At 70.2% G+C, this 18,376-nt stretch carries 15 protein-coding genes; 7 read left to right on the forward strand and 8 right to left on the reverse strand.

The genetic code is table 11. The features are described from left to right. Positions 1 to 51 precede the first annotated feature (51 nt). Both G3I71_RS26620 and G3I71_RS26625 read right to left on the reverse strand, forming a co-directional pair. Complete coding sequence (locus G3I71_RS26620; RefSeq protein WP_164318069.1) at positions 52 to 1,470, reverse strand: HupE/UreJ family protein; 1,419 nt, start codon at positions 1,468 to 1,470, stop codon at positions 52 to 54. Next, positions 1,467 to 2,714, reverse strand: a complete 1,248-nt coding sequence (locus G3I71_RS26625; protein WP_343243085.1) for a DUF3500 domain-containing protein — start codon at positions 2,712 to 2,714, stop codon at positions 1,467 to 1,469. Before G3I71_RS26625 ends, G3I71_RS26620 begins: the two co-directional genes overlap by 4 nt. Before the next feature lie 982 nt (positions 2,715 to 3,696). Between G3I71_RS26625 and G3I71_RS26630 the strand changes: the two genes are divergently transcribed. After that, on the forward strand, positions 3,697 to 5,181 hold the full coding sequence (locus G3I71_RS26630) for a ricin-type beta-trefoil lectin domain protein (RefSeq protein WP_164318071.1): 1,485 nt from the start codon (positions 3,697 to 3,699) through the stop codon (positions 5,179 to 5,181). A 47-nt stretch (positions 5,182 to 5,228) separates the two neighbouring features. Here G3I71_RS26630 and G3I71_RS26635 read toward each other — a convergent pair whose 3' ends face one another. Next, positions 5,229 to 6,290, reverse strand: coding sequence for a LacI family DNA-binding transcriptional regulator (locus tag G3I71_RS26635; protein WP_164318073.1), 1,062 nt, complete (start codon positions 6,288 to 6,290; stop codon positions 5,229 to 5,231). A 247-nt stretch (positions 6,291 to 6,537) separates the two neighbouring features. Between G3I71_RS26635 and G3I71_RS26640 the strand changes: the two genes are divergently transcribed. Beyond that, a complete protein-coding gene (locus G3I71_RS26640) occupies positions 6,538 to 7,884 on the forward strand; it encodes a polysaccharide lyase family 1 protein (RefSeq protein WP_164318075.1) in 1,347 nt (448 codons plus the stop codon). 272 nt (positions 7,885 to 8,156) lie between these two features. Here the strand turns inward: G3I71_RS26640 and G3I71_RS26645 are convergent, their stop codons facing one another. From G3I71_RS26645 to G3I71_RS26655, 3 genes are read right to left on the reverse strand one after another with little or no spacing between them, the layout of a single operon-like run. Continuing rightward, the gene (locus G3I71_RS26645; RefSeq protein ID WP_164318077.1) at positions 8,157 to 8,906 is read right to left on the reverse strand and encodes a D-Ala-D-Ala carboxypeptidase family metallohydrolase; all 750 of its coding nucleotides are present in this window, start codon (positions 8,904 to 8,906) and stop codon (positions 8,157 to 8,159) included. A 40-nt stretch (positions 8,907 to 8,946) separates the two neighbouring features. After that, complete coding sequence (locus G3I71_RS26650; protein ID WP_164318079.1) at positions 8,947 to 9,363, reverse strand: hypothetical protein; 417 nt, start codon at positions 9,361 to 9,363, stop codon at positions 8,947 to 8,949. A gap of 43 nt (positions 9,364 to 9,406) precedes the next feature. Next, positions 9,407 to 10,786 carry a GH25 family lysozyme gene (locus tag G3I71_RS26655; protein WP_203731463.1) on the reverse strand — a complete coding sequence of 460 codons (1,380 nt, stop codon included), beginning with the start codon at positions 10,784 to 10,786 and terminating at the stop codon, positions 9,407 to 9,409. Between the two features lie 359 nt (positions 10,787 to 11,145). Between G3I71_RS26655 and G3I71_RS26660 the strand changes: the two genes are divergently transcribed. Next, positions 11,146 to 12,144 (forward strand): RlpA-like double-psi beta-barrel domain-containing protein, encoded by a 999-nt coding sequence (locus G3I71_RS26660; RefSeq protein ID WP_164318081.1) that lies wholly within the window; start codon positions 11,146 to 11,148, stop codon positions 12,142 to 12,144. 13 nt (positions 12,145 to 12,157) lie between these two features. Here G3I71_RS26660 and G3I71_RS26665 read toward each other — a convergent pair whose 3' ends face one another. Beyond that, positions 12,158 to 13,030, reverse strand: a complete 873-nt coding sequence (locus tag G3I71_RS26665; protein ID WP_164318083.1) for an LLM class flavin-dependent oxidoreductase — start codon at positions 13,028 to 13,030, stop codon at positions 12,158 to 12,160. Positions 13,031 to 13,059: 29 nt separating this feature from the next. Continuing rightward, complete coding sequence (locus G3I71_RS26670; protein WP_203731466.1) at positions 13,060 to 14,175, reverse strand: glycoside hydrolase family 5 protein; 1,116 nt, start codon at positions 14,173 to 14,175, stop codon at positions 13,060 to 13,062. 498 nt (positions 14,176 to 14,673) lie between these two features. On the opposite strand from G3I71_RS26670, the gene G3I71_RS26675 reads away from it, so the two are divergent. From G3I71_RS26675 to G3I71_RS26690, 4 genes are all read left to right on the forward strand, one after another. Continuing rightward, the gene (locus G3I71_RS26675) at positions 14,674 to 15,726 is read left to right on the forward strand and encodes a LacI family DNA-binding transcriptional regulator (RefSeq protein WP_164318085.1); all 1,053 of its coding nucleotides are present in this window, start codon (positions 14,674 to 14,676) and stop codon (positions 15,724 to 15,726) included. Positions 15,727 to 15,902: 176 nt separating this feature from the next. Continuing rightward, complete coding sequence (locus G3I71_RS26680; protein ID WP_164318087.1) at positions 15,903 to 16,850, forward strand: LLM class flavin-dependent oxidoreductase; 948 nt, start codon at positions 15,903 to 15,905, stop codon at positions 16,848 to 16,850. A 145-nt stretch (positions 16,851 to 16,995) separates the two neighbouring features. Then, the gene (locus tag G3I71_RS26685) at positions 16,996 to 17,571 is read left to right on the forward strand and encodes a MarR family winged helix-turn-helix transcriptional regulator (protein WP_164318089.1); all 576 of its coding nucleotides are present in this window, start codon (positions 16,996 to 16,998) and stop codon (positions 17,569 to 17,571) included. 56 nt (positions 17,572 to 17,627) lie between these two features. Continuing rightward, positions 17,628 to 18,371, forward strand: a complete 744-nt coding sequence (locus G3I71_RS26690; RefSeq protein ID WP_164318091.1) for a type 1 glutamine amidotransferase — start codon at positions 17,628 to 17,630, stop codon at positions 18,369 to 18,371. The last annotated feature ends 5 nt before the right edge of the window (positions 18,372 to 18,376 follow it).

An 18,376-nucleotide genomic window follows, 5' to 3' on the forward strand; every position in this document is an offset into this window, starting at 1 on the left:
CGGCGGGACGCCCGTTTCGAGGGTGGCGCTGAACTGCGGAGGATTACGGCTCTACGGCGCCGCCGCGTCGGCGGTGGCCGCCGACCGGTCCCGGTCGTGCGGTTCGCGCGTTGTCGCTGCGGGGGATTCGGGCGGTTCGGGGCGGTTGCGGTGGCGGGTGGCCAGTGTCCAGGCGGTGGCGGTGAGTGCGGTCACCGTGAGGGCGGTCAGCACCAGCGTGGTGTGGGATCCGGCGCCGTCCGCCGTCCGGGCGACGGGGTTGGGCAGGCCGAGGCGGTCGGCCAGCCAGCCCAGGGCCGCCGTGCCGGTGAGCAGGGCGCCGGTCACCCGCAGCGCGGGCTGGACGCGCAGGCGGGCGAGGACCAGCAGTGAGGGCAGGGCGAGGCAGACCAGCAGGAGCTGGACCAGCTCGATGCCGAGGTTGAAGCCGAGGAGGCTGGTCACGAGCTGCCCGGTGGACAGGTGCATCTCGGCCAGGACGAAGGAGAACGCCATGCCGTGGCCGAGCCCGAAGACCCCGGCGACAAGCGCCTCCTTGCCCGGGAAGAGGGGGCGGACGGCGTGGATCGCGCCGACGAGGATGCTCGCGGCGATGAACGCCTCGACCGGCCAGCCGGGGATGTCCAGACGGCCGAGCGCGGTGGCGGCCAGCGCGACGGAGTGCCCGGCGGTGAAGGCGAGCGTGATGCGGCCGATCCGGCCGAGCGCGGTCCGGCCGCCGACCAGGCCGTTCCAGCGTCGCCCGGTGGCCACGAGCGGCGCGGGCAGGAGCAGGATCAGCAGGAACAGCAGGTGGTCGGTGCCGGTGAGGATGTGGTCGCCGCCCAGCTTCACCATGGCGACGAAACCGCGCCAGGCGCTGCCTTCGCCGAGGTCGACCTTCAGGGCAGGGACGGTCATGGTCCGCGTCTCGGTCCGGATGGTGCCGACCTGGGTGGTGCCCTCGCCGTCGACCTGCCCGGCGGCCCAGTCCTGACGAACCGTCACCAGGACGGTGTGTGTGACGACTTGGTGAACGATGACGTCGTAGCCGAAGGTGAAACGGCGTACGTCGGTGCCGGCCGGCGGGGTGAGCACGGCCTCGGCGACCAGCTCGCGGTAGGGGCCGGTGGAGGTCTGCTCGGTGCTGCTGAGACTCAGGCTGCCGATACTGACCTGCCAGGCTCCGCCCTGGGCGGTGACCGGGTGGATGTGCTCGGCGAGGTAGGTCCGGACGGCCTTGGCCTGCTGGGTCAGTGTGGTCTTCGTGGCCTTGCTCAGATCGATCCCGCTGGCCCGGGAGAAGTCGTCGGTAGGCAGTTCCAGGCGGGCGTTCACCGAGGTCTGGTGCACGTCGAGCTCCACCACCGAGTGCGGCATCGGATGCGCGGCGGCCGGCGACGCCCCGGTGAGGAGCGCCGCCGGTACCACGATCGCGATCCCGGCCACCAGACGCAGTGCTGTGGTCAGCCAGTTTCGCGGTCGGGTCATGAGAAGGAGAACTCGCTTCCGTAGTCGCGGGTGTGGTCCCGGTACACGGTGTGGTAGTGGACCTTGTCCTGGAAGACGAAGCCGTTCTGGCAGACGAACTCGATCCACACGCTGGGGCCGTCGATGCGGACGTAGTCGCCCTGGGTGTCCAGACCGGTGCCGCCGGAGTAGGAGACGAAGGTCTGGTCGAGCTCACGCGCGTACGTCTTCGTGAGCTGTGCGGCGGTGGCGTTGTCCACGTCGGCTATCCAGGGGTGGATCGCCTCCAGGACCAGCTTCTTCTGCTTCGGCGACAGGGAGCTGGCCTTGATGCCCTCCTTGGTCTCCGGGAACTGGCCGTCCTCGCCCGGGCCGAGCAGCACGTCGCTGAACGACTCGGACAGCTTGGCCTTGGCCAGCTGCTCCGTGCTGAGGCTGCTGGTCAGCTTGAGCAGGCCGTCGCGGAAGTTCGCCAGCGGCTCGTACGTGGTGCCGTCGTCCGCGGTCCAGCTGGTGGGCTCGACACCGGTGAAGAACGGGCTGGCGCCGGACACCCTGCCGTTCTTGTAGGTGATGTTCACGGCGAGGTGGTGGCCGCCGAAGTGCAGCTGCCAGGTGCCGTCCGCCGAGGGGGTGCCCAGGAACGCCAGGAAGTAGATGCCGCTGCCGTACCCGCCGCCGGCGCCGCCGCCGGGAGCACCGGACGGCGGGGTGCCCGTCGGGGCGTCGGTGGCCGTGGCGCTCGGGTCCGCCGAGGTGGAGGCGGACGGGTCGGCCGAGGTGGACGCGGAGGGGTCCGCCGAGGCGGTGGCCGAGGCGTCGGTCGACGTGCTGCTCGACGGCACGGAGGGACCGGAGCCGGAGCTCTCCGCCGCGGCCAGCTGGTCGTCGGCCAGGAGGGTCTGCAGGACGTGCTCGTAACCGGTGTCCTTGCCGGTCCCGAGGGCCGTCTTCAGCACGTTCTTCAGGGCGGCCAGCTGGTCGTCGGTCAGCGAGCCGGTCTGGATGCCCGGTCGGCAGGACGAGCCGCATGGCAGGTTCGACCAGGAGGTCGCGTTCGCCTGGGAGAAGTCCAGAACCGTCGCCGCCTGCTGGTCGGAGTCCAGCGTGTTCAGGAACGTGTTGGCGGCGCTGACCACGGCCGCGACGCCGGTCGCCTTCTTGTTGACCGGGAAGTGGACGCCGGCCTTCTTGGCGGCGCCCGTCGTCGGAGCGGCGTTGGCCGCCGCGAAACCGCCACCGACGAGGACCACACCTGCGGCCACCCCGGCAATACCCCGCCAAGTCCGTCGGCTACGCGCCTGACGTGTTCTCTCTCTGCTCACGAACTGCTCCTTGAAGACAAGAATGGGAACGGTGCTCCGACTCGGCGGTCGGCACCGTTCAGGACACGCGCGTGCTGGAGCAGAGAACTACCAGCAAAATTGTTGACAGCTCAATACGCGAGTCCCGGGGAGCGTCCCATTTGGATGGCGTACACCGCATATTGAGGGGAATTACTTGGCTCGTTGACAGGTTGCTCTTATCCTGGCTTCAGCCGCCGGGACGGACTCGCGTGACGACCCGCACCTCAGGTGCGGCGAGTGCCCGTGTCATCGGCAGGGAGCCATGTCCCGTGGTGTCGAGGACCGGGTCGACCCCGGCGGGGTCCCGTCCGGGTGTCACCGCGAAGAGTGAGCCTGCGAGGGAGCCCAGGAGAGAATCCACTGTTCCGCTCCGGAATTCCGGCGAACATTTCCGGATCCGGAATTCTGAATACTGCAAGGACTTCGGGTCCGCCGTGATTCCGGTATCGAACGGATTTCGTGGCTCCACCTTTTCTTTGTCCGTACGGTTCGGTACAAGCGCCTCATGGCGTAGGGCCCGGGATGCGCGAGGTCAGGCTGACCAGGGCGTCCACAGCGGAGCGATGACTGCCTGGGCGACAGGCGATACCGCCGACGTCGTTTTCGCCCACGACGAGATCGGCGCGTCACCGCCCTGCCCGCGGACGACCTGCCGAACGGCCGCCCCGACTCCGCCGGCCGGTGAACCGCTCCGGGGCCGGTGAAAGAGTCCGGCGTATTTCGGAACTGTCACGGGTCTTGTCACCGGTGCGGGCGTCGTGCAAGTGTCCGGCCATGGTTACGTAACCATGGCCGGTTTACACGGGTCCGAGTGTCTGTATCCGGGCCCTGGTTCATCACTGCCTCGCTCAGGCGGCGAACCCGCACTCCGCCCTCCGCGATTCCCGTCACTGGAGACGACATGACCAAGACCCCGACGAGGTCGAGAAGGCTGGCCGGCGTGCTGTTGGCCGGCTTCGGCGCGACACTCATGTTCCTGACCGCCCCGGCCCCCGCCCTCGCGCAGTCGGCCCCCGAGAGGTCGGCCGCCTCGCACGCGTCGGCGAAGCCCTCGTCGAAGGGCGGTACCAGTGACTTCCGCGGGGTGAACTGGGCAGACCCGCGGGACAACTACGCCGGCGACGCCGTGGTGCCCAGCGGGCTGAAGGTGACCGACAACTACCGCACCGTGTACCGCACCACGGATCGGATGGTGCGCGGCTTCAAGAAGAACCTGGGCGCCAACACCCTGCGACTGCCGATCAACCCGTCGAGCGTGGGCACCACCTGGTGGAAGTCGTACCGGGCGACGATCGACGCGGCCACGGCCTACGGCGACAAGGTCATCGTCAGCTACTGGGAGGCCGACTCCAGCAAGGACGGCCTGGTCGACGACACGGCCGCCTGGAAAAAGATGTGGAACACGGTGGTGCGGGAGTACAAGCACAACCCGCGGGTCTACTTCGAGCCCATGAACGAGCCGCACGGCTACACCCTGGACCAGTGGGTGTCCGTCACCAGCGGCTGGCTGGCCCAGCACAAGGACGTCCCGCGCGGCCGTGTCGTGATCAGCGGCACCGGCTACAACGACAACGTCACCGGTGTCGGCGCGGCACCCGCGCTGCGGGGAACGCTGCTGTCGCTGCACTTCTACGGGTTCTGGAACAGCTACACCAAGCAGTCGGAGTGGACCGCCGACCTCGAAGCCCGGATCGGCAAGTACGCCGGCCGGACCGTCATCGACGAGGCCGGCTCCCCGATGACCATCGGTCTGAACTACGGCGCGTGGAACGGCAACATCTACACCTCGTACCTCGCGGCCGTGGCCAACACCGCCCGCAGCAAGGGGATGGGCCTGGTGTACTGGCCGGGGCTGAGGTTCGGTGACGCCTACTCGATCGAGTCGCTGGACGCCAACGGCAACCTGGTGGACAACAGCGCCACCGGAGTCGCGCTGCTGCGCTGGGGCTACGGCTTCGGCAAGACCCCGCCCGTCAACGACCTGCCGCCCGCGCCTCCCGGCGAGGTCCTGCGCGGAGTCGGCTCCACCCGCTGTGTGGACGTGCCCGGCTTCAGCACGACCAACGGCACCCAGCTCGACCTCTGGGACTGCAACGCCGGCGGCAACCAGACCTGGAACTGGAACGCGGACAAGCAGCTCACCGTCTACGGCAACAAGTGCATGACGGTGGGAGGCACCGGAGTCACGGCGGGAGATCCCGTGGTCATCTCCGACTGCACCGGCGCGACGGCACAGCAGTGGAACGTGAACGCGGACCTCTCCGTGACCAGCGTCGCGAACCCGGCACTCTGCCTGGACGCGGCCGGAGCGGGCACCGGCAACGGCACGTCCGTCGATGTCTGGTACTGCAACGCAAGCAGCAACCAGCAGTGGACCAGGAGCTGATTCCGGCACCTGTTCCCCTCGGTCACCGAATCGGCCACTGACGCCGGTCAGCGCCGCCGCGCTTCGCCTCCGGGCGAGGGCGGCGGCGCTGACGTGCTCGCGCGGACCACCAGCCGGGTCGGGACCAGGGTCCTGTCGACCGTGTCGGGCCCGGTGCGGCCGATCTTGCTCAGCAGTTTGTGAAGGCTGAGCCGGCCGACGGCGGCGAAGTCCTGCCGCACGGTAGTCAGCGGCGGCCAGAAGGCATGGGTCTCCTCCATGTCGTCGAACCCCACCACGCTGACGTCGTCGGGAATCCTGCGGCCGAGCTCGTGCAGGGCACGCATGACACCGAGCGCCATGTGGTCGTTCGCCGCGAAGATCGCCGTGACCTCAGGTCTTCGCCCCAGAGTCAGCCCGTGCCGATATCCGGACCGGGTGGTCCAGTCGCCGTACAGCACCGGGGGCGCGGCGATGCCGGCCTGCCGCAGGGTGCTCCGCCAGGACTCGACCCGATGGGCCGCGGAGTACGAGGTCGGGGGTCCGGCGATGTGCCACACCTGCCGGTGGCCGAGTTCCAGCAGGTGTTCCGTCGCCTGCCGGGCGCCCTGTGCCTGATCGGTGTCCACCACGGTGTAGCCGGGGCCGGTGTCGGAGTCGACGACCACCATCGGAACCCCCGGCGGGAGGCTGAACTCCGCATCGTCCAGGAGATGCGCCTCGAAGATGAGGATCACGCCGTCGACGGCCGCCTCGCTGAGCCGGTCGTAGGCACCGGAGACCCTGCCCATGGTCGGGTCCGGCACGGGGATGAGGGTGACGGCGTACTTGGCGCGTGCGGCTTCCTCGGCGATGGCGTCGAGGGTGCGCGTGTTCCCGAACGTCCGGAGCGTGAAGGTGATGACACCGATCGTGTTGAACCGCCCGCTCTTGAGCGCGCGTGCCGCTCCGTTCGGCCGGTAGCCCAGCGCCCGCATCGACTCCACGACCCGCTGCCTGGTCGCCGGGTCGACGTTGGTGTGGCCGTTTGACACGCGCGAAACCGTCTGCGGCGCGACACCGGCGTGCCGGGCGACGTCCGCCATCGATGGCCGGGGCCGTCCGGACACGGGCTTGTCCCCAATCGCCATGATCCCTTGTTTCCCCTGTTTCTCGGGCCCTGACAACAGCCTAGGCCCACTTCCCGGGCGCGTCGTAGCGGACGGGACGACGGGACCGGGTGGGTGCTGTCCGGGGCCCGGCCCGCGGACGGCCTCAAAAATCATTCGCATCCGGGGGCAACCTTTCCGGTGGTCCGCGACCACTGACAAGTCGAAGGCCCCGCACACGGGAGCTTCACACACCGCACGCGTTCCACCACCACGTAAGGACTCATCCGTGGCTTCCCCTTCGCATCGCCGCTCCCTCCGCACGCGCCGCACCGTTCTGGTCTCCACCGCGGCCGTGGCCGCAGCGGGCCTCGGCGCCGCCGTGTTCGCCATGAACGCGAACGCGGGTGCCGTCGACCTGGCTCACCAGGTCCTGCCCGCCAAGGACGGCTGGGCGGCCTCCGGCACCGGCACGACCGGTGGCGCGCGTGCCGACTCCGCGCACGTCTTCACCGTCAGCACCCGCGCGCAGCTGGTGAAGGCGCTGGGTGCCGCGACCAACTCGACGGCGAAGATCATCAAGATCAAGGGCACCATCGACGCCAACACCAACGACGCGGGCAAGAAGCTGACCTGCGCCGACTACGCGGCCGGTACGGGATACTCCCTCGCCGCCTATCTGAAGGCGTACGACCCGGCCACGTACGGCCGTTCGAAGCTGCCCTCGGGTACGCAGGAGAAGGCGCGGGCCGCCGCCCAGGCCGCGCAGGCGAAGAACATCGTTTTCAAGGTGCCGGCCAACACCACCGTCGTGGGCGTGCCGGGCACCAAGGCCGGGATCACCGGCGGCAGTCTCCAGGTGAAGGGCGTCGACAACGTCATCATCCGGAACCTGGCCTTCAGCGCCACCGAGGACTGCTTCCCTCAGTGGGACCCGACGGACGGTTCGACCGGCAACTGGAACTCCGCGTACGACGCCGTCACCCTGCGCGGGGCGACCCATGTGTGGGCCGACCACAACTCGTTCACCGACGCGCCCCACCTCGACGGCGCCAACCCGAAGTACTACGGCCGCGAGTACCAGATCCACGACGGTGCCCTCGACATCACCAACGGCTCCGACCTGGTGACCGTCGAGCGCAACCAGTTCACCAACCACGACAAGACCATGCTGATCGGCAGCAGCGACAAGGACAGTGTCGGCAAGCTGCGGGTCTCCATCCACCACAACGTGTGGAAGGGCATCGTCCAGCGTGCCCCGCTGGCCCGGATCGGCCAGATCCACGTCTACAACAACTACTTCGACACGACGACCCTGGGCGGCTACGCGCCCCTCTACACGGTCAACTCCCGGGCCAAGGCGCAGGTCGTCGCTGAGTACAACGCCTGGAAGGTCCCCGCCGGCGGCAAGACCGCGAAGCTGCTGAGCGGCGACGGCACCGGCTCGGTCGCGGGTACCGGCAACCTCGTCAACGGCACGGCGACGGATCTCGTGGCCGCGTACAACGCCGCGAGCTCCAAGAAGCTGAAGACGACGGTCAACTGGAAGCCGGCCCTGACGGCAGGCCTCCAGACGACGGCGAAGAACCTGGCGACGGAGCTGGCGGGGACCACGGGAGCCGGGGTCCTCTCCTAGGGAGAAAAGGGACCCGGGACCGATGGCGCGACGCCGTTGGTCAACCCGGGCCCGGTTGCTTCGCCCCGCCGGATCCGACCGGCGGGGCGAAGTGCTGCGAAGTGGCCGGACCCGTGTCGGCCGCACGGCATCCGGGCGCCGCGCTGGGGCTGCCTGGGCTCGAGGTGATCGCGATCCGGCCGGTCGGGACATCCGAGAGCTGAAGCCCGGCAGCCCCGGGCGCCGCCGCGGCGGTACCCGGGGCCGCCGGCTCCGGATCGGCACGGGCGATGTCAGACCGTGCCGCTCTCCCACCACCAGTCGCGGCCCAGATCGGCCCTGCTGTCGACGTGCTGGTGGTCGACGGTGTACCGCTCCAGCCCGGAGAACCCGCAGGTCTCCGCCTTCTGGTAGACGGTCTTGGTGGCCACGCCGGGCACGTCGAGGTCGGCCGCGGTGCCGTACAGATGCATGCTGTCGCTCGCCCCGCCGATGTCGGCGTTGTGCGCGATGCTCCGGAAACCGGAGTTGACCGTGATCGGCTTGTCGCCCAGCTTCTTGCGCAGCGCTTCCAGCTTGTACATGCAGCGCCGGGCGTTCTCCTTCACCTGCGCCGCGCTCAGCTTGCCGCCGTTGAAGTCGCCGTTCGACTGGTCCACGAACTCGCTCCAGTTGAAGTGGAGCGTGGAGCCGTCCGACTGCTCCAGCGCGTTGAGCTTCGCCTGGGTGTTGGGCCCGGCACTGGCGTCGGCGGTGAGACCGTACGCCGCCTGGAACCGCTTGACGGCCGCGGCCGTGCCGGGGCCGAAGTCCCCGTCGATGCCGACCCGGCTGTGACCGGCGCTGTCCGCGGCCCAGCCCGCGACCCGGATCTGCAGCTCGGTCACGTCGGCGCCGGTGTCGCCCTGGTTCAGGGTGCGCGACCACGAATAGGCCTGTGCGGCACCCGCGAACAGCAGCTGACCGAACGTGACGCCGGCGCCGGCGGCCAGCGTGCCACGCAGCATGGTGCGGCGGTCGATGGGACGGAAGGAGGAGGTCATCGTCGTCCTTTCGGAACGTTTCAGGTGGTCGGCAGGGCGGTCAGAAGGAGATCTGGAACGTCACGTTCTGCGCGTCGGTGTCGTAGGCGTGCACGCGCAGGACGAAGTCGGTGCCGTCCTTGACGTCGGTGGCGACGGTCGCCCACTCGGTGCCGTGGGTGGAGTACGTGTCGTCGTGGTTGCACTTGGTGGTGTGGTCGACGAACACCACACAGGCGTCCAGGTACACCCCCGGTACGTCCGTCCTGAGCCGCATGTTGATGTCGTTGCACCGCGAGGACGTGGTGTAGGTGCCGTACTCCCTGGCAGCCGCCGAGTAGCGGTACGTCAGGGTCTTCGCGCCGCCGTTGCAGCTGACGGCGGCGGCCGAGGACTGTGCGGCGGCGGGCGCGACGCCCGCTCCCAGCAGTGCGGCCGTTGCGAACAGGGCCGAGGCGAACGCCTTGCTGCGGATCATGGTGGTCTCCATTGAGGTGAGGGGATCAGCTGGGGTGAGGGGATCAGCGGTTGGCCAGCCGGTCCAGGTCGGCCTGGGTGCCGTTGAAGACGTCCGCGGTCGCCGGTGCCTGGATGCCCGGGAAGAGCGCGGCGTCGGTGTACTGCCACATCGCCCAGGTCGTCGAGCCGTTCGGCAGCGGCGGCTGGGTGATCGACCGGCGGTAGTCCGCGAGTTGCAGCGGATACCGGGCGAAGGCGGTGGTCGAACCCAGGCAGTCGTCCAGGACGGACTTCTGGGTGTAGATGACCGGCGTGCGGCCGAAGGCCGCCTCCACCCGGTCGAGCCAGGCCCTGGCGTCGGCCACCGTGCCGTAGGTGGGGCAGCGTCCACTGCCGTCGTCCATGCGCTCCAGGTCGAACACCGGCGGGAGGTCGCCCGCCCGCTGCCCGGTGTAGCCGGTCGCCCGCACGGCGGCGATGAACCGGTCGGCCTGCGCGGTACCCGTGTCAGCCGCGGTGCCCGTGTAGAAGTGGTACGGCGCGACGGCCAGCCCCGCCGCCCGGGCGCCCTGGAGGTCGGTGGCGAGGTACTCGTCGGTGACGTTCGTGCCCCGGGTGGCCTTGACCGTCGCGAACTCGACACCCGAGGCCCGCACGGCCTTCCAGTCGATCGGCGCGCCGCCGGGGTGCTGGTACTTGGCCGTGTCCAGGCCGTCGATCGGGTAACCGGCGGGGCGCGGTGGCGTGCAGTAGGTGTTACGGCCGGCCCAGTCCACCAGCTTCGCCCAGGTGTTCGGCCCCACGGTGCCGTCGGCGCCGAGGTTGGCGCAGTGCTGGAACTCGACGACCCGGGACTCCGTACCGCCCCCGAAGTCGCCGTCGATCGTCAGCGGCGGATAGTGGAACGCCTCCATGGCCAGGTTCAGCCGGCACTGCACCTCCTTGACCTCGACGCCCTTCGCACCCCTTTTCAGCGTCGGGCGTGTGTCGGTGTGGCCGCACAGGGGCGTCTGCGCCGTGCTCGACGTGCCCTGGGTCGTGCAGGTGTGCGGCTCGGCGGCCCAGGTGTTCAGCGACGTCCAGGTCCGGGGGCCGAGCACACCGTCCACGTCCAGTCCGGCACAGCGCTGGAACTCCTTGACCCGTGTCTCCGTCGCCGGCCCGAACGAGCCGTCCGCCCCGATCGGCGTGTACCTGCTCGGCTTCGTCGCCAGGTTCAGCTCGCACTGTGCCTCGACGACCGCCGGGTCCCCCGTCGATCCCCGCTGCAGGGTGGGCTGTGCGCTGGTGTGCCCGCAGACCGCGACCGCGGTGACCGCGGCGACCGCGGTCTGTGCGTCCACCTGTACCGACTGCGCCGCCTGTACCGCCGTGGGCCCGTACAGGGGCAGGACCGCTGCCACGGCGAGGGTCAGACCTCGCAGAAGCGTCCTGTGTCCCATCTGGTTTCCCCCTCATGTGAGTGGCCGGGAGCCCCCGGTTGCCGGTCATGCTGGCAGCGGCCGTCCCGCAGCGGATCTTCACGCGGCGGATCGGGACGACGGGACGGCGGTACGCCTGTGACCTGTGGGAAAGGAGAGCCGCTGGGACGGCGATGGAATGCGGGCGCCGGAGCCGGAGCCCGACACGGCCGAGGTCCCGCCAAGGATCCGCCGAGGACCCGCCGAGGTGAGGGTGGTCACGGGATCCGCGAAACCACGGCAACCTTTTCGGCCGCCGTGGAGACTATGGGCCGGAAGCTGCCTCAACTGGAGCCTCGCATCGCGCACACGCACTCCCGGACCAGGTAAGGACCTCTGCCGTGGCGTCCCATTCCCAGCGCCGTCCCCCGCGCCGCTCTCCGCTCCGGCGGCGCGGCGTTCTCGTCGGTGCCACCGCGGCGGCCGTCGCGCTCGTCATATCCCTGGTCATGGCTCTACGGCCCGACCACCAGGCCGACGACGGGTACGGGGCGGCCACGTCCGCGGCCGGTGCCCGGGTGATCGTCCCGCCCACGACGCCGGAGCCGACGACGTCCTCCCCGAAGAAGCCCTCGGCCACCCGGTCTCCGTCCCCGACGGCCACCCCGAGCGTCGCGTCGGCCGCGAAGCCCAAGCCCAGGGCGACACCCACGCCCACCCCCACGAGCGGAGGAAGCGGCGGCGCTGCCGCCGCCCGCCCGGCCTCGGGTGACGCGCCGCTGGCCGGCCGGATCCGGCCCGGCACCACCTACCAGGGGGTCGCCACCTTCTACGGCGCCGGGAACGGCGACGGCCACGCCTGCTCGTACGGCCCGAGCGCCGACGTCATGACCGCCGCGATGAACACCGCCGACTACGAGACGTCCAAGGCCTGCGGGGCGTACGTCCTCGTCCGCGCGGCGAGCGGCGCCTCCGTCACGGTCCGGATCACCAACGAGTGCCCGGGGGACTGCGCGCCCGGCCAACTCGACCTCAGCGCCCCGGCCTTCGCCAAGATCGCCGACCCCGTGGCCGGCCGGATCCCGATCACGTGGAGCCTGCTGAGCCCGGCCACGGCCGAGCCGCTCTCGATCCGCTACAAGACAGGGTCCAGCCAGTACTGGTGCGGCATCCAGGTCATCGGCCACCGCAATCCGCTGGCACGCCTCGAAGTCCGTACCGGCAGCGGCTGGGTCCGGCTGGCGCGCACCGAGTACAACTACTTCCTCTCCGAGCAGGGCACCGGATGCGGCGGCTCGATCAGGATCAGCGACATCTACGGGGAGCAGCTGACCCTCGACGGGATCGCGGTACGGCCGGACGTCGTTCAGCCGACCCGGGTCCAGTTCGCCGCCCACTGACCCGACCGGCCGTTCAGCGCCCCAAGGCGCCCAGCACGGCTTCGAGTTGGCGCAGCGGTTCGGCGCCGGAGAAACGCAGGACGACGGTGTCCGCGCCGGCCGCCGACAGCGCGCCGATGCTCTCGGCGGCCTCCTGGGCGCTGCCGGACACGGTGAACACGTCCTCCTGCGGGCGGCCCAGCCAGCCGCCCTGGCCCTGGGTGTGCGGGTGCAGGGTCCGCGCCACCTCGCCGGGGTCGTCGCCCACGCAAGCGAAGGCCAGCACGGTCAGGGTGTGTTCGGGACCTGCGCCGCCCTTCGCGGTCAGCACCCGGGTGTTCTCCAGGTCGCGCGGGCCGTGGCCCTCGGCGATCAGGGTGCCGTCCGCGACCCGGCCGGACAGTTCCAGCGAGCGGGCTCGCACCACTCCCGCGACCACGGGCGGCGGTTGGGTGGGCGGGTGTACCAACTGGACGCCGTCCAGGCGCACTTCGCGCCCCTCCAGCTCGACCCGCTCGCCGCGCAGCAGGGCGCGTACGGAGGTGATCGTCTCCTCCAGCAGGGCCAGCGGTGAACGGGGTGCGACGCCGACCGACGTCATCCACTCCCGCACCCCGTGCCCGATCCCGGCGACGAGCCGGCCCGGGAACACCCGGGCCAGCGTGGCCAGTTCCATCGCGAGCAGCGCCGGGCTGCGCAACGGAGCCGGTGCGATCCCGATGCCCACCCGCAGCCGTTCCGTCGCGCCCAGCGCCACGGCGGCTGCGGACACGCCGCCGTTCCAGCCGAGGTCCTCGACCACCCACAGGTCGTCCACGCCGAGGGCCTCGGCCTGCCGCGCGAACCCGGGCAGCTCTTCCGGGGCCCAGTCGCGGTCGTACATCACACCGATCCGTAGGTTCGTCATGCTCCCGAACCTACGCGGTCGGCAGTGGGTCAGCCCTTGACGGGCCTGCCGCGGCCCCAGCCCCAGGCGAGGCGGTCCGCGCCGGACTGGTTGGTGGTGGCCAGCCAGGGGCGGTTGGGGTCGCCGACCAGCTTCTGGATCGAGTACATGTCGTCGGTGCGCAGGCCGGGCCAGTAGACGGAGCCCATCTTCAGCTCGCGGAAGGTGTCGGTGACGGCCTGCATGAAGTTGATGAAGTTGTTGTCGGGGGTCTTCTTGTTGTAGTCGAGGCCAGTCGTCATGAAGGCCCCGAACTCGTCCGCGACGGTCCGGCCGGCGCAGTCGCCGATACGTACCTTCAGGTCGGCCACCCACTGGTCGTAGGTCGCGTACTCCTTCCAGAAGCCGTAGTGGTGCAGCGACAGGTACGTGCCCTTCAGGCGCGGGTCGGCGCAGACGGACGTCACGTGGTCGTTGTAGCCGGCGCCGCTGACGAACACCTGGTTGCGCGGAACGGACCTGTACCTCGCGAGCCACTTCGCCGCGATGTCGGCCCACTCGGTGTCGGTGTAGCCGTGCGGCTCGTTCATCGGCTCGAAGTAGACGTGCTTGTCCTTCTTGTAGGTCTTGACGACCCTGTCCCACATGGGCCAGAAGGTGGCCGTGTCGTCGATGAAGCCGTCCTTCTGGGTGCCGGTGCCCTCCCAGTAGGAGACGATCACCTTGAAGCCCTGGTCGGACGCCGCGTCGACGACCGCGCGGTACGACTTCCAGTAGGAGCCGTTGACCGTGTACGGGTTGATCGGCAGCCGCACGGTGTTGGCGCCGAGGTTCGCGCGGAACGCCGAGATGATCCGGCTCGCCTTGGAGTAGGTCCGGGCGTAGTTCTCGGAGGTCGACAGGCCGGACAGCTGGAGCAGGTCGTCGGCGAAGTTGTCGCGCGGGTCGGCCCAGTTGACGCCCTTGAACTGGGTCGTGTCCTTGCTCGGCGCGCCGCCCGCGAGGGCGGCGACGGGGGCGGAGGCAGGGGTGGAGGCGGAGGCGGGGCTCGCGGCGACGGCCGTGCCGCTGGTCGCGGCGATCGCGAGCGCCACGAGGGCGGCACGCAGGCGGGGGGAGGGGCGGGTGCCGCCGAGGATGTTGCGCATCAACTTGCCCTTTCGCATGCCGGTCAGGGACCGAGGGGGGCGATGTTTACGTAAACATCGTGGCGCCGGAATCGTGGCACCGGGCACAGAGATCGTCAAGGTTTCCGACGTGTAACGCGGCCGACAGGTGGAACGAATGTCGACAGGTCGAACGCCGCGCTCCTCACGCCGACAGCCTGCGGGCCGTGTCCCCGTTCCGGTTCTGCCAGTCGGTGCGGTGGGCGCGGGCCGCCGACTCGGCGTGGTGCAGCGCCGGGTCGGGTTCCGTCTCCCGGCGGCGCTCCCAGAAGCGGGCGACGCCGAGACGTGCGTACGGTGAATGTCAGGGGCTCTGATGCCGGGAGAGAAGCCGCACACGGGCCTGCCCTCCCCGGCCCGGCGACGCCCCCTGGCCGGTACGCGACCCGACGGTCCGGCGCCGCCGGAGTCCCGTCCTGTCCTGAACCCGTTTCGGCGCCCTGGCCGAAAGCCAACGGTCCTTTACAGCAGGCTATTTGACGCCCGTAGACTCACCCGGTGACAAAGGTGACACGGGACGACGTCGCCAGGCTCGCGGGAACTTCCAGCGCGGTCGTCAGTTACGTCGTCAACAACGGCCCCCGGCCCGTCTCCGCGGAGAAACGCCGACGCGTTCTCGAAGCCGTCAGGGAACTCGGCTACCGGCCCGACCGGGTTGCCCAGGCCATGGCCAGTCGCCGTACGGACCTGCTGGGGCTGATCGTTCCGGACGCCCGTCAGCCATTTTTCGGGGAGATCACCCACGCGTTGGAACGCGCCGCCGCCGACCGGGGAAAAATGGTGCTCGTCGGCAACTCCGATTACCAGGAGGAGCGCGAAATCCATTACCTGCACGCCTTTTTGGGGATGCGGGTGTCGGCGCTGATCCTGGTCAGTCTGGGGCTCGGTGACCGGATCGCCGCCGAGCTCGACACCATGGACACCCGGGTCGTGCTGATGCACGAACGGTCCGCGTCCGTACGAAAGTTCGCGGTGGTCACGGACGACATCGAGGGTGCCCGGCTCGCCACCCGGCATCTCCTCCAGCACGGTCACACCGCCGTGGCCTGCCTGGGCGGCCCCGAGTCCGCTCCCGTGGCCGGCGATCCCGTCGCCGACCACGTCGAGGGATGGCGCAAGGCCATGGCGGACGCCGGCCGCCCCACCGAGGGGCTCCTCTTCCACGCCCCCTACAACCGGTACGACACCTACGAGGCCGCTCTGCGCCTGCTCGCCGCCCCCGACCGGCCGACCGCCGTGTTCTGTTCGACGGACGACCAGGCCATCGGCCTGCTGCGGGCGGCCCGGCAACTGGGCGTCGACGTGCCGGGCGAGCTGGCGGTGGTGGGCTTCGACGACGTCAAGGAGGCGGCGATGACGGACCCGCCGCTGACGACGGTCGCCAACGACCGCGAGGCGATGGCCCGTACGGCGGTCGACATGGCGCTCGACCCGGAACTGGACACGGCGACCCCCGGCGAGACCGACCGCACCCGCCGCTTCCCGTCCCGCCTGGTCGTCCGGGCGTCCTGCGGCTGCCAGGACGCCCGCATGCCACCTCCCCGCCCCTGACCGCCCAGGCCTCGACGACCACTGCCTGACCCGGCGCGGGTGTCGGCACCCCCTTGCCGCAGGAGTGTGGCCCGTTTATTGTTTGGTATCAAATGAAAAACCGCCCTCGCTGAGGCGCCGACACCGGAGTCGGCGCTGACCTTGGCATCGGCGTGGAGAACGGAGTGCGTACGACCATGACCGCAGCTCCTCGTATGCAACTGGTCCTCAGTGAGAACTGGACCATGACCGGCGGGCGCGTCGACCTGCCGCTGCTCGTGCGCTGGGCCCAGGAGGCCGAGGACGCCGGATTCGACTCGGTGATGCTCAGCGAGCACATCGTGCTCGGCCCCGACGCGGGCGTGAACGGCGTCATGGGCAACCCGCGCGACTGGGCGCTGCCGGGCAACCAGGACCCGTACATGCCCTGGCCCAACTCCCTGATCCTGCTCGGCGCGATCGCCTCGGTGACCGAACGGGTCCGGCTGGCCGCCTCGGCGGTGATCGCTCCGCTGCGTCATCCCCTGCTGCTGGCAAGGGAGTTGGGCACGCTGGACCTGCTCTCCGAGGGGCGGCTGATGGTGCTGCCCAACGTCAGCTGGAGCCGGGACGAGTACGACGCGCTCGGGGTGCCCTTCGCCCGGCGGGGGCGGCTGCTGGACGAACACCTGGAGATCTGGGCGAAGTTGTGGGGGCCGTCGCCGGTGTCCCACGAGGGCGGGAACTACCGGTTCGAGAACGTGTACTTCGAGCCCAAGGCGTACCGGGCCGACGGCCCCCGGCTGTGTTTCGGCGGGGCCGGGATGCATGCGGCGATGGTGCGGCGGCTGGTGCGGTACGGGCATGCCTTCAATCCGCTGGGGCGGCCCACGGTCGAGGAGTTGGGGGTGCTCGGGGCGGCGATGAAGGAGGCGGGGCGGGATGTGTCCGAGCTGGAGATGATCGGCGGGGTGCGGGTGGAGTTTCCCGACGATCGGTCCTGTGCGGACCTTGGGGCGGCGTTGGCCTCTGTGCCGGAGCAGATGGAGTTGGGGTTCACGACCTTCTGCGTGAAGCCGTCGCAGTTCATCGATGATCCGGACGGGGTCGGAGGGTTCTGCCGGGATGTGATGCGGCGGGTTTCGGGTGGAGCGGCTGCCATGTGACGCGGGTGGGTGTCCGCGGATCGGATGTGGCCGGCCGCGCCCGCGCGGCGGAGCCGCGAATGCCACGGCCTCGCGCCCCTGAAGGGGCACTCCTCGCGCCCTCCGTACAATTTGGTACCGAACGACATGGTGTCGTTGGAGGGGAATGCCGGTGACGCAGCGACCGATCGTCGAGACCGAGCAGTTGGTCAAGGCCAAGCTCGGGGACATTTCGATCCGGCACGACCAGATGGCCGTCGTCGCGAACATCCACCGGGCCGCCTCCGCCGTGCGCCAGCATGTCGAGAACTCCGTGCTGCGCGGGGTGGATCTCACATGGACCGGGTTCGTCGTGCTGTGGGTCGTCTGGATCTCCGGGGAGACCGAGACACGGCTCGTGGCCGAGGAGGCCGGGATCTCCAAGGGGACGCTCACCGGGGTGGCCCGGACGCTGGAGTCACGTGGGCTGGTCCGGCGTATCGAGCACCCTTCCGACGGGCGGCGGGTGCTGCTCGGGCTCACGGACGAGGGCGAGGCGCTGATGCGGACGCTCTTCCCGGACTTCAACGCCGAGGAGGCGTTCGTCGCCGCCCCGCTGAGCGCCGAGGAGTGCCGGGCCACCGCGGACGCGCTCCGCAGGATCGTCGTCCAGGTCGAGACCCACGGGGAGGACCGCCGGCTGGAGCTGCTCGACGGCGCCGAACCCGCTCCGCGCCGCAGCGGACGGCGCCCCAAGGGCTGATCCCCCGACGTCGACTCCAGTCACGTCGCTTGAGAACCTGAGAAGCGGAGAACCCCGTGCGCGCCCTCGTCATACGTCACGACCATCTCTCACTGTCCGGTCCCGTCGGCGACCGTATCGACCGACTCGGCTATGAAATCGACGAGTTGACCGTCGTACCGGCCGAGCGGTACGACAGCCCCGGCGTGGAGTTCGACTTTCCGGACCCGGCCGGTTACGACCTGATCGTGCTGCTCGGCGCGCCCTGGTCGGTCTACGACAGGGCCTCGGTCGGGCCCTGGATCGACGGCGAGCTGGAGCTCCTGCGCACCGCGTACGCCGCCGAGCTGCCCGTGCTCGGCATCTGCTTCGGGGCGCAGGCGCTCGCCACCGCCCTCGGGGGGAGCGTCGAGGCGGCGCCCCGGCACGAGATCGGCTGGACGGCAGTCGAGTCGGACGTACCCGGGCTGATTCCGGCGGGGCCGTGGTTCCAGTGGCACTTCGACCGGTTCACGGTCCCGCCGGGCGCGGTGGAGCTGGCCCGCAGCGCGGTCGGTCCGCAGGCCTTCCGGGCCGGGCGGGCGCTCGGGGTGCAGTTCCATCCCGAGCTCGACGAGGAGACACTGCTCCAGTGGCTGGACGCCGGCGGCCGACGCGAGGCCAGGGCGCACGGCGAGGACCCGGACCGGTTGCTCGCCGAGACCCGCGCCCGGCACGAGGAGTCACGGCAGCGGGCGTACGACCTCGTGGACGCGTTCCTCGCGCAGATCGCCGGGGTGGCGACGGGCCCGGCCGCCGACGGGCGGGAGCGCGCGGCCTGAGAGCC

This window comes from Streptomyces sp. SID12501 (assembly GCF_010550245.1).
Lineage (GTDB): Bacteria > Actinomycetota > Actinomycetes > Streptomycetales > Streptomycetaceae > Streptomyces.